An 11045-nucleotide genomic window follows, 5' to 3' on the forward strand; every position below is an offset into this window, starting at 1 on the left:
TGGTAATCTTTGACATGACCGCCTCCCATTAAGGATTGTTGCGATCCCACCTTGGCACAGCGATGCCGTCGGGGGGCGGTTACAGCATCAAAGCCCCGTCGAACCTCAATCAGGTTCTATATGATGCCCCGGAATGGTGCATCGCTCTAATTGCATCGCGCATCCACCTTGTATGGATCGCCGCCGTATGCGGGAAGCTCAAGTCCGACTTCCGCTACTCCAACACCCTCGGTTGGAATACCTTTCCTGTTCCAGCCTTTACCGAGAGTCAGCTCGAGGCGCTGTCCCAGTCCGCCCGCACGATCCTCAAGACCCGCTACAAGCACCACCCGGCGACGATCGCGGAACTCTATGATCCCGACAAAATGCCGGAGGATCTCCGTGCCGCGCACCGGGCGAACGACGAACTGCTGGAGAGCATGTATATCGGCCGGCCGTTCAAGACCGACACGGAACGCCTCGAGCACCTCTTCAAGCTCTACGCGGCCAAGGTGAAGAAGCTGAAGAAGGAGGCCGCGTGATGGTCGATCTGGTGAAGGTCGCCTACGGGCGCACGGGCACATCCAAGACGACGAATGCCATGGGCATGCGGTCGATGCAGGCCCGGGTCTACGAGGCCCGAGGTGCGCAGTTCATCCTCCTGAAGGCCCCGCCCGCCGCCGGCAAGTCCCGGGCGCTGATGTTCCTCGGTCTCGACAAGCTCGAGAACCAAGGTGTGCGCAAGGTGATCGTCGCCGTGCCGGAGACCTCGATCGGCGCCTCGTTCCGGTCAACCAAGCTTCGGCCCGCCTTTTTCCGTGACTGGCATGTCGAGCCGCGCTGGAACCTGTGTGAAAGCGGGACAGAAGAAGGATCGAAATCGCAGAAGGTGAAGGCCTTCCAAGAGTTCATGGCCTCCGACGACGAGGTGATCGTCTGCACCCACGCGACGTTCCGCTTCGCATACGATGCCATCGAGGCCGAGACCGGCGCGGAAGCCTTTGACGACTGCCTGATCGCCATCGACGAATTCCACCATGTCAGCGCCGGCGACGACAACCGGCTGGGCGAGATCCTGCGCCGCCTGCTCGTGCGCGAGAAGGCACATGTCGTGGCGATGACCGGAAGCTACTTCCGCGGAGACAGCATTCCGGTCCTGCGGCCCGAGGACGAGGCCAAGTTCCGGTCGATCACCTACTCCTACTACGAGCAACTCGACGGCTACGAGCACCTCAAGTCGCTCGGGATCAGCTACAGCTTCTACCGGGGCAAATACATCTCGGCGATCCCGGACGTCCTCGACACCGACCTCAAAACCATCGTGCACATCCCGCACCGCGGCTCGGCCGAGGCCTATGGCGAGAAGAACGACGAGGTCGGCCGGATCATCGACGCGATCGGCGAGCATGTCGGCCGCGACGAGAAGACGGGCTTCGATCTGGTCCGTCGCAAGTCGGACGGGAAGATCCTCAAGATCGCGGACCTGGTGAATGACAACGAGGAGCGCGGCGGTGTGAAGGCCGCCCTGACCCGCCAGATCACCGGTCCCGACGGCCGCCGCGACGACGCGGCCGACCGAGACAAGGTCGACATCATCATCGCGCTCGGCATGGCCAAAGAAGGCTTCGACTGGCCCTGGTGCGAGCACGCCCTGACGATCGGCTACCGCTCTTCGCTCACCGAGATCGTCCAGATCATCGGCCGCGCCACCCGAGATGCCACGGGCAAGGCGCACGCGCAGTTCACCAACCTGATCGCCGAGCCCGGCGTCGAGACGGCGGTGGTGGCCGACGCAGTCAACGACATGCTCAAAGCGATCTCCGGCGCTTTGCTGATGGAGCAGGTGCTCCAGCCCAACTTCCGGTTCTACCGGCGTGAGGACGGCGACATCCGCGAGCCCGTGGAGGTCGACGACACAGGCACCGTCCATATTGGCATAAAAGGGTTGATTGAACCTCCCACGGATCGGTCGAAGGCAATTTGCGAGAACGACATGCAGGACTTGGTCGCCAAAGCCTGCCAAGCCATGGACCGCCGCACCGTCGCCGACGACATTGCCCCCGAGGTCGCAACGCAGATGGTGCTCACCGACATCATCGAGAAGAGCTACGAGAACCTCTCCGCCGACGAGACCGAAGCCATTCGGCAGGACTTGGCTGCCCGCATGAACATCGCCTCAATCGCTCGCAAGGAAGCGGAGCAGGCGTCGTCTCAATCGGGGCTTTCGGAAGACCCTGAGGAGCTTGAGCAGGCGCCGGATGGGATGAACCTGATCAACATGGTAAAGAAGTTCATCAACGTCCGTGAGCTCGACATCGACCTCATTGACGGAATCAATCCTTTCCGTGAAGGCTTCGACGTCGCCTCCAAGGCGCTGGACACACCGCTCCTGAAGCAGATCCAGAGCGCAATGGTCGCGCAACGCATTCATATGACGGAGGATGAAGCGCGCACGCTCTGGCCAAGCATCAAGCGGTTCCGCGAAGCAGAGGGGCGTGAGCCCAACCCGCACGCGGCCGATCCGCTTGAAAAGCGCATGGCCGAGGCCCTCGCCTACATCAGGGCCAAGAAAGCGGAGCGGCTGCGCTCGTCCGCCGCGGAGTGATTGCATGCCGCGCCTGACACTTGACGAGATCCTCGACGAACCTGACGAGTTCGGCCTTCTCGACGTTCGACTGAAGCCGCGCGGCACGCGGCCGCCGGAGCTCGAGCGCGATGCAGGTCTCGTCCGCGAGGTGAATGATTTCTACGATCGGCACGGCCGGCTGCCCAACGAGGACGCTTTCGATCACGACGAGATGCGGCTCGGAACTATCTGGAGCGGCCTTGCAGGACGCGCCGACCCCGACGTCTTTAAGGATGTTGATCGCAATGGGCTCCTTGCGAAAGGGCCGGCGGATGCTCCGCCGGCGTCGCGGGGTTGGCGGGACGATCCACTCGAGGATGAGATCCCTGACAGCTTGGATGACATCTTCGACGAGGACGACGGGGATGTCTCCGAGGCCTTCACGCGGATTAAGAACGTCACTCCTGTCGCCGAGCGACACCTCCCGGACCATCGGGCCGAGTTTTTCCCCTGCCCAGATTTCGATGTCTTCCAGCCGGCCTTTGAGGAGCTCCAGGCCGAGCTCGAGGCTGGCATGCGAGAGGCGACAGCGGTGGGCTCGCGCGAGGTGATCGACGTCCAAGAGGGCGGTTACTTCATCCGGAACGGTCTGCTTGCCTACATCGCCGAGAAGGCCGAGATGACCGCGCGCGGCGGCAAGCGGGATCTCCGCTTGCGAGTTATTTTTTCGAACGGCACCGAGAGCGACCCGCTGATCTCCTCCTTTCGGAAGGCTCTTGCTGCGGATCCCACGGCTCGCATTATTCATCGACCCGGCATCGGCCCGCTCGATCCGGACTGGGAGGCCGACCAACTCGACCTCACGGGAACAATCTATGTGGCGCGCAGCCGCTCCGACGAGCCGGCTATCGCCGAGGTCCGCGACATCCTCCTCAAGATCGGGGTCACCACGCAGGATGTGCAAAGGCGCGTAGCAGACGCACGAAACGACCCGACGTTCCTGCTCGCCCCAGTCGACATTGTGGCAACCTATGAGTTGAAAAATCTCTCGCGGCGCAAGGTCGAAAATCTGTTGCATCGCTTCTTCGATGCGGCGCGACCGCGCGATCTCTGGATCAAGGATCGGTTCGGCAAACGTATCTATCCGCGAGAGTGGTTCTACGTCCTGCCAGATCACGTTAGTCAGGCCGTGGCGGCGATCCGCAACGGCACTCTCCACGAACTACGCTATGATGTAGGAAGTCAGAAGATTCTCCGGCGGATGTGAGCTTCTTGTCCCAGGGCATCCGAGTGGAACTTTGGACCGGAGATTGGAGTGCGCAGCGGCTAACGGACCTTTAGAGGAGCAATTGGTCCGCGGGCCTTTGGGGACTCCCTGAGCATCCTGTTGCTGCGTCCGGAAAATTCTAGGACTTCGATCTCCGATTGGTCTATCCGCGCCGGTTCGGCCATTCCTGACCCAGCGGAGAACATCGCAAGCTTCATCTGGGCTGCAAGAAGGTGACTTTCTCGGTAGGTAACACGATACATGCACGCTGCTGCCTATGACCTCGGCAACCTTGGAGCCTCGCGCGCCTTAGTCGCTTTCGCTGCGGCGATACTCGCGTCCGCAAAGGCCTTGCAGAACGGGTTTGTCGTATTCTCTCTCCAGGCGACGACCAGCGATACCGCCTGTGGCAGCTCTCCAAGCGGTCGGTAGGCCACGCCGCTGAGCGGCTCGTTCTGGACCCAGGACGGGACAATCCCTACCCCGAGTCCCGCGGCCGCCATCGTGACGATGGCCATCGTGTGGCTCACTTTCTGGACGACGTTGGGGCGGAACCCGGCCTGCTGGCAGCGCTGCAAGACAACGTCCTGATAGCCGATTCCGAGAATGGCCGAAAACATGATGAAGCGTTCGTCGCGCATGTCCGCCACAGACAGATCCGGCTTGGTGGCAAGCGGCGACGCCTCGGGCAGCACGGCGACAAAGCCCTCGCGGTGAACCTCGCGGCTCGCGATGCCCGCAAGCGACCGTGGGGGACGGACGAAGGCGATATCGATCTTGTGCGCTTCGAGAAGCGCCATTTGCTCCTCTGTCGTGCAGATCAGCATGTCGAGCTTTACAGCGGGGTGCCCCGCCGCGAAGGACCGCATCGCGTTTGGCAAGAATGTGTGCAGAGCCAACGATACGGTGCCGATCACCAGTCGCCCAGCTTTGAGACCGCCGGCGGACTGGGCGTCCGAAATCGCGACATCCACCCCCGACAGTGCGCGTTGCGCCCGTTCGAACAGGACCTGCCCGGCCGGCGTCAGTTTCACCCTTCTGGTCGTGCGATCGAACAATCTGACGCCGATGCGATCCTCGAGTTGGCGGATCTGCTGGCTCAGCGGTGCCTGGCTGATCCCGAGGATCTCGGCTGCGCGACCAAAGTGCAACTCCTCGGCAACGCGAAGAAAATAGCGCAGATGGCGGATCTCGATACCCTGCATGTCGGCGCAATCCATATCTAGAACAAAACAATAGATACATACAATATGTTAGACATATTAAAAAGGCCCTGCTTGTCTTCCGCTCAACAACAGGGACCTTCCAATGAAACCTTCGGAACCGATCGATCTCTTTCGACCCGTCCGCTGGATCGCCGCCTTTACACTGATGGTGGTCGTTGCGGTGACGCTGCTTCAGATCGTGCTGCGCTACGCCTTCAACTCACCGCTGATCTGGAGCGAGGAGGTGGTCAAACTCCTGATCGTCTGGGTCACCTTCATCGGGGCCGCAGCGGTCTGTTTTGATGGCCGGCACCTCAACGTCGATGTCTTCTTCAAGCTCCTGCCCGAGCGGGCGCGGACGGTGGTCCGCTGGGTCAACGCGACGATCTCGGTGGTCTTTCTCGCGGTGCTCGGCTGGACCTCGATGACGCTTGTCCGGCTCGAGATGATGCAGGATCTGTCCTCGATCCCGTTGACGCTCGGCCATGTTCGCCTGGCTGCGACCGTCGGCTCGGTGCTCATGATCGCGGGGATCCTGGCACGCGTGTTCTATCTCCGGCCCGGACGGCGGCGCAGTGACGCCGCCTACGGCAGCGAAGACGCAATGTGAGGGCCCCGACATGCTGACCGTTTCCATCATCCTCCTTCTGCTGGTCCTGCTCTTCATGGGGCTGCCGCTGGTCTTCGCGATCGGCTCGGCGTCGATGGTCTACTACGCCGCCGCCGACATTAACCTCGCGCTTCTGACCCAGCGCATGACCGCATCGGTGAACTCGTTCCTGATCCTCGCGATTCCGTTTTTCTTCCTCGCGGGCGAGCTGATGAACGCCTGCAAGCTGACGGACCGGATCATCGCCATGGCGCGAGCCTTCGTCGGCCACATCCACGGCGGTTTGGCGCAGGTGAATATCTTCGCCAGCCTGATCTTCTCCGGCATGTCCGGCTCGCCCACCGCTGACACGACCGCACTCGGCTCGGTCCTGATTCCCGCGATGAAGCGCGAGGGCTATCCCGCGCCGTTTTCGGCCGCGGTCACCGTCGCCTCCTCCATGGTGGGCCCGCTGATCCCGCCGTCTGTCGCGCTGGTGATCTACGGAACGCTGGCCAACGTTTCGATCGGGCGACTGCTGCTGGCGGGCATCCTGCCGGGCTTCGTCATCATCGCCACGCAGATGGCCTTCACCTACTTCTACGCGCGCGCCAAGGGCATGCCCCGCTACGAACGCGCCACCCTGGGTGAAGTCGGCACGGCCGTGAAGGGCGGTGCCGCGGCGATCCTGTTCCCGGTGATCATCGTGGCCGGTATCCTCTTTGGCATCTTCTCCCCGACCGAGGCTGCGGCGGTTGCGGTGCTCTACGCCCTGCTGCTCGGTCTCTTCTACAAGAACGTCCATGCCCGCGACATCTGGCAGGCGGTCGTGAACACCGCCATGGGCACGGCGCGCATCCTGTCGATCATCGCGGTCGCCTCGGCCTTTTCGTGGATCATGGTGCGCGAACGCGTTCCCAGCACCATCGCCAATGCGATCTCGACTGTGTCCGAGAACCCGACCATCGCGCTCTTCGTCATCGTGGCCCTGCTGCTGGTGGTGGGCCTGCTGATGGTCGCTTCGTCGGCCGAGATCGTGCTGACGCCGATCCTCGTGCCGGTGATCCTCCAGTTCGGGATCGACCCGGTCCATTTCGGGGTGCTGATGGTGTTCTGCCTGATCATCGGCGGCGCCACACCACCCGTGGGCGTGCTGATGTTCATTGCGCAAGACATCGCCAAGATCGGCCATGGCCAGATGGTGAAGGCGATGCTGCCCTTCTACATCCCGCTCTTCACCGCGATCGTGCTGCTCGTGCTCTTCCCGCAGATCAGCCTCTTCCTGCCGAACCTCGTCTTCGGCCAATAACGACTGGAGCCACCCAACCATGACTTCTGAGACCAAGCACCTTCTGGAAGAGATGACCTTTCTCGAATTCCGCGACCGGATCGAGAGCGAGTCCGAGCCGGTGGTGCTGATCCCTCTCGGCTCGCAGGAAATCCAGGGCCCGATGGTCCCGATGGGGGACTTCATGCTGACCCGCGAGGTCGCAAGCGAAGTGGCGAAGGCCTCGAGTGCGATTGCCGCGCCGACTCTGCCCTTCGGCTACGCCGAGTATTTCCGCAGCGTGCCCGGTGGCATCGCCCTCTCGGCCGACGCCTTCCGCGCGACATTGCGCGACATCATCGACAATTTCCTCGACCATGGACTGACGCGCATCGTGCTGTTGAACGGACACAGCGGGAACTACCCGCTGATCGACCAAGTCATCCGTGCAATCCGGAATGAACGCGGCCTGATGGTGCCCTGCATCAACCTGTGGCGGTCCATCCCCGACGAGCTCTGGACGGAGCTGCATGGGGACTTCGGCAAGCGCGCCTTCGCACATGGCAGTGACCCGGTCACATCGGTCTACCTGCATTATTTCCCGCACCTCGCCCAGATGGACAAGGCTCGCAAGGACGAGACCTTCGGCAAGGTCGTGGGCCTGCCCACCGCCGGGCTCGCCGGCGTCAAGTTCGAAGGCATCGAAATCGGCATGGCCGTCAACGTCGACGACCATTGCTCGAACGGGATCGCCGGCGGCGATCCGACCCGCTCATCGGCCGAAAAAGGTCAGAGGATCGCGGCGCACCTCGTGGAGTTCTGCACGCGGTTCGTCGCGCATTTCCGGGAGGCGACCCCGGACGCACCGAAAACCAACAACAGGGAAGCGATATCATGAAATATACCCTCACCTTCGCCGCCGCGCTGATGGCGACGACCGCAGCCGTCCAGGCGGACGAGATCCGCTACGCCACATGGGCGCAGCCGGGCGAGGCGCAGTATGCCGGCGCCGAAGAATTCAAGCGCGTGATCGAAGAGAACTCCGATCACACCGTCACGATCTTCCCCGGCGACCAGCTCGGCACCCCGGACGAGGTCTATTCGCAGCTCGCGCTCGGCTCGACCCAGATCCTTGCGTCGGGCGACCCCGGCCTGAAAGAGATCGAATACCTCGCCGTGCCCTACCTGATGGACGGCATCGGTGACTACATGGCCGTGCTCGACGCCGACTTCGGGCAGGAATGGAACCAGGAGCTGATCGACACCCGCCGGGCGCGCATCCTTGGCTTCATGCCGCGCAGCCCGCGCCAGATCAGCGCAAACGTTGTGATCGAGAGCATTGAAGACCTCGAAGGCCTCAAGCTCCGCGCCCCCGAGCGTGACTACTACGTGAAATCGCTGCGGGCGCTCGGGGCCAACCCCACGCCGATGGCCTTCGCCGAGGTCTATACCGCCCTGCAGACCGGCATCGTGGACGGTCAGGAAAACCCGATCGAGACGATCTACGCCCAGAAGTTCTACGAGGTTCAGGACGGGATCGCGATGGTCGACTACATCAACAAGCCGGCCTACGTTGTCGTTTCCGAGCCCTTCTACAGCGGTCTCAGCGACGCAGACAAGGACCTGCTTGCCGAGGCCAACGCCGCGTCGACCGCCAAGGTTGAAGAGCTTCTGCCTCAGCAGCAGGAGCAATACATCAAGGAGATGGAAGCGGCCGGCGTCACCATCACCTATCCCGAGAAGCAGCCCTTCATCGATGCGACCCAGTCGGTGCGCGACGAGCTTGGGACTGCCGCCTGGGGCGAAGAGGTCTACAAGCAGATCCTCGACATCGCCGCTCAGGACAACTGATCCGGCAGGCTCCGGGCCGCACCGCCGCGGCCCGGAGCACCCTTTCCATTTCCCATAACAACGCGAGCACCTCCCATGAGCCAGCCGCAGGATATCTGCGCGCAGATCGCGCACCTGACCGACGAGATCACCCCCGCCCTCATCGCCATCCGCCGCCGCATGCACGAAAACCCCGAGCTCGGCTTTGAAGAGCACGAGACCTCGGCGATGATCTCGGGCGAACTGGATCGCATCGGGCTCGACTGGAAGGGCGGCTTCGGCAAGACGGGCATCTGCGCCCACACCGGCAACGGCGCCAACGGCAAGCGGATCGCGCTGCGCGGGGATTTCGATGCCCTGCCGATCCAGGAAACGGGCAATCCGCCCTACAAGTCGAAGAACGACGGCAAGATGCATGCCTGCGGCCACGACGCCCACACCGCGATCATCCTCGGCGTCGCCGAAGTGATGAAGCGGCTCGGCGACCTCCCCGGCGAGGCGATGTTCATCTTCCAGCCCGCCGAAGAAGGCCTCGGCGGCGCCCGGGCCATGCTCAAGGACGGGCTGTTCGACTACAAGGACCCCGACATCGTTCTGGGCTACCACAACTGGCCGCTCATCGCGCCCGGCACCGTGGGCTTTCACCCGCAGACGGCCTTTGCCTCGACAGATCCCTTCGACATCGAGATCACCGGCCAGTCGGGCCATGGCGCGCACCCGCATCTTGCCAAGGACCCGATCGTCGCCGCGGGCAGTCTCGTCTCGGCGCTCCAGAACATCGTCTCTCGCGAGATCGCCCCGCTTTCAGCCGCGGTGCTCACCGTCGGCTCGATCCACGGCGGCAGCGCCCGCAACCAGATCCCCGACACGGTCACGCTGCAGGGCACGACGCGCACGCAGGACCCCAAGGTGCGTGAGGCCGTCCGGGCCGCCATCGAGCGCACCTGCCGCGGCGCGGCCGAGATGCACGGGCTTACCATCACGCCCACGTTCCACACCGGCGTGCCGCCGGTCGTGAACACGCCGGAGATCCTCCAGCCCGTGCTGGCCGCCGCGACCGAGGCGCTTGGCGGTGAGAACATCATAGAGCTGCCACAGGGCTCGATGGGCAGCGAGGACTTCGCCGAATTCTCGACCCGCAAGCCCGCGGCGCATCTGCGCATCGGCTCCAAGCTCGAGGGGCACGAGACGATGCTTCACCGGAGCGATTTTGATCTCGACGAGCGCTGCATTCCGACCGCTGTCAGAGCCCTCTCGACAGCGATGGTTCGGCTCATGCAGTGAGGTCGGGCCGGACTGTCATAGCAAGTGACGCGATCAGACCGGATGCGCGGGGGTAGGTGTCATAGAGGTTCCGACGAGTTTTTTGGGGCCCGACAGGCTGCGGTGATCGGTATCGCGATGTAGCCTGAGCCGGTCGGGCCTCGGGCAACGTGCCCTATCGAACACATTCGAGGTTCGCTTGATCTTATGAAACGAGTTCTAGGTCATTGGCGCCGGCGAATCTGACCGGGTAGTCGAGCTTCTGGGCGAGACTGCTCGCTTGGATCTTCAGTTCGTTGAAGACTGTTCGTTTGAGCTTTCGCGCGATCCGCTTTGACTTGGGCCGTGCCTGTATTTTTCGTTGAGGTGCTTGTCGAATCTCCAGGAATAGTTCCGCATAATGACGACGCCGACGACGGCGAAGCCAAGGATCACGAGCGATGCATGCGTTTCGGGTGTCATCAGGTGGATCTCCGTTCAGCTAGCGAACGCAATCATTTCACCCGAGTCAATGGAAGATCTGTGAGCTTAGCGGGTGGGCTCAACCTTGAGGACTTTCTCGAACCGCTCTGCCGCCACCACGGACTCTGTCATGATCGCGTCGAAATTACCTGGCTGGTCGTCACCCCACAGCACGCCTTGTAGTGACGCAAAGACATCGGTTTTGCCGCCATACGCTGGCAAGATCTTCGCATCGTCCACCCATCCAAGCACGATGCCGTTTGCATCACCACTGAAGCGACAGAACAGCCCACGTAAGGCCAATGTTCGCAACGGCCCAGAATGGTCCGGAGCGCTTTTCCGCTCCGTCACGCAGGAACTACTGTTTGCTTCAGCCCGGCTGATCCGGGCAATGCGCTGGGACGAAAGTCTGATCTGTCCGACAGGTTGCACAGGGATTGCCGTTACGCCGGGTTTGCAGCCTTCGGGATCAATGCGGCCTTGAACCAGACGAAAGTTCGCGTCGCGTCCCGCGCGCTTAACGGGTTCAAAAGACCTTCACTTGACCCGGGGACTTCGCCATGCGGAATGGCGCAAACGCTTGACGGACAGGAGATGCGTCTTGGCCCTGACTTTGA

The 11045-nt window shown here is 62.5% G+C and carries 11 protein-coding genes; 8 read left to right on the forward strand and 3 right to left on the reverse strand.

What is annotated here, in order from left to right:
• The first annotated feature begins 38 nt into the window (after positions 1-38).
• Genes C8N44_RS22265 through C8N44_RS22275 form a run of 3 tightly spaced genes read left to right on the forward strand, consistent with a single transcriptional unit; the run spans position 39 to position 3812 of the window.
• Positions 39-521 (forward strand): type IIL restriction-modification enzyme MmeI, encoded by a 483-nt coding sequence (locus C8N44_RS22265; RefSeq protein ID WP_188758810.1) that lies wholly within the window; start codon positions 39-41, stop codon positions 519-521.
• Entirely contained in the window at positions 521-2584 is a 2064-nt protein-coding gene (locus C8N44_RS22270; protein WP_107978908.1) for a DEAD/DEAH box helicase, read from the forward strand. Before C8N44_RS22265 ends, C8N44_RS22270 begins: the two co-directional genes overlap by 1 nt.
• A 4-nt stretch (positions 2585-2588) precedes the next feature.
• Entirely contained in the window at positions 2589-3812 is a 1224-nt protein-coding gene (locus C8N44_RS22275) for a GIY-YIG nuclease family protein (protein WP_107978909.1), read from the forward strand.
• Positions 3813-4087: 275 nt separating this feature from the next.
• Here C8N44_RS22275 and C8N44_RS22280 read toward each other — a convergent pair whose 3' ends face one another.
• The gene (locus tag C8N44_RS22280) at positions 4088-5017 is read right to left on the reverse strand and encodes a LysR substrate-binding domain-containing protein (RefSeq protein ID WP_107978910.1); all 930 of its coding nucleotides are present in this window, start codon (positions 5015-5017) and stop codon (positions 4088-4090) included.
• Positions 5018-5120: 103 nt separating this feature from the next.
• Here C8N44_RS22280 and C8N44_RS22285 point away from each other — a divergent pair, with 103 nt between their 5' ends.
• The 5 genes from C8N44_RS22285 (at position 5121) to C8N44_RS22305 (ending at position 9987) form a co-directional block, all read left to right on the forward strand.
• A complete protein-coding gene (locus C8N44_RS22285; protein WP_107978911.1) occupies positions 5121-5627 on the forward strand; it encodes a TRAP transporter small permease in 507 nt (168 codons plus the stop codon).
• A gap of 10 nt (positions 5628-5637) precedes the next feature.
• Positions 5638-6915 carry a TRAP transporter large permease gene (locus C8N44_RS22290; RefSeq protein WP_107978912.1) on the forward strand — a complete coding sequence of 426 codons (1278 nt, stop codon included), beginning with the start codon at positions 5638-5640 and terminating at the stop codon, positions 6913-6915.
• A gap of 19 nt (positions 6916-6934) precedes the next feature.
• On the forward strand, positions 6935-7771 hold the full coding sequence (locus C8N44_RS22295; protein WP_107978913.1) for a creatininase family protein: 837 nt from the start codon (positions 6935-6937) through the stop codon (positions 7769-7771).
• Positions 7768-8724, forward strand: coding sequence for a TRAP transporter substrate-binding protein (locus tag C8N44_RS22300; RefSeq protein WP_107978914.1), 957 nt, complete (start codon positions 7768-7770; stop codon positions 8722-8724). The genes C8N44_RS22295 and C8N44_RS22300 overlap by 4 nt, the downstream gene beginning before the upstream one ends.
• 75 nt (positions 8725-8799) lie before the next feature.
• Positions 8800-9987 carry a M20 metallopeptidase family protein gene (locus tag C8N44_RS22305; RefSeq protein ID WP_107978915.1) on the forward strand — a complete coding sequence of 396 codons (1188 nt, stop codon included), beginning with the start codon at positions 8800-8802 and terminating at the stop codon, positions 9985-9987.
• 267 nt (positions 9988-10254) lie between these two features.
• On the opposite strand, the gene C8N44_RS23500 is transcribed toward C8N44_RS22305, so the two are convergent.
• Positions 10255-10428, reverse strand: a complete 174-nt coding sequence (locus C8N44_RS23500; protein WP_158274135.1) for a hypothetical protein — start codon at positions 10426-10428, stop codon at positions 10255-10257.
• 66 nt (positions 10429-10494) lie between these two features.
• Entirely contained in the window at positions 10495-10779 is a 285-nt protein-coding gene (locus C8N44_RS23240) for a hypothetical protein (RefSeq protein WP_158274136.1), read from the reverse strand.
• Between the last annotated feature and the right edge of the window lie 266 nt (positions 10780-11045).

The sequence above is a fragment of the Allosediminivita pacifica genome (genome assembly GCF_003054175.1).
Taxonomy (GTDB): Bacteria; Pseudomonadota; Alphaproteobacteria; order Rhodobacterales; family Rhodobacteraceae; genus Allosediminivita; species Allosediminivita pacifica.

Bases quoted from the DNA above. Each gene is read 5' to 3' on its own strand.
- C8N44_RS22275 (WP_107978909.1), top strand. From the start codon at position 2,589: ATGCCGCGCCTGACACTTGACGAGATCCTCGACGAACCTGACGAGTTC.
- C8N44_RS22290 (WP_107978912.1), top strand. From the start codon at position 5,638: ATGCTGACCGTTTCCATCATCCTCCTTCTGCTGGTCCTGCTCTTCATG.
- C8N44_RS22300 (WP_107978914.1), top strand. From the start codon at position 7,768: ATGAAATATACCCTCACCTTCGCCGCCGCGCTGATGGCGACGACCGCA.
- C8N44_RS22270 (WP_107978908.1), top strand. From the start codon at position 521: ATGGTCGATCTGGTGAAGGTCGCCTACGGGCGCACGGGCACATCCAAG.
- C8N44_RS22305 (WP_107978915.1), top strand. From the start codon at position 8,800: ATGAGCCAGCCGCAGGATATCTGCGCGCAGATCGCGCACCTGACCGAC.
- C8N44_RS22285 (WP_107978911.1), top strand. From the start codon at position 5,121: ATGAAACCTTCGGAACCGATCGATCTCTTTCGACCCGTCCGCTGGATC.
- C8N44_RS22280 (WP_107978910.1), bottom strand. From the start codon at position 5,017: ATGCAGGGTATCGAGATCCGCCATCTGCGCTATTTTCTTCGCGTTGCC.
- C8N44_RS22295 (WP_107978913.1), top strand. From the start codon at position 6,935: ATGACTTCTGAGACCAAGCACCTTCTGGAAGAGATGACCTTTCTCGAA.
- C8N44_RS23500 (WP_158274135.1), bottom strand. From the start codon at position 10,428: ATGACACCCGAAACGCATGCATCGCTCGTGATCCTTGGCTTCGCCGTC.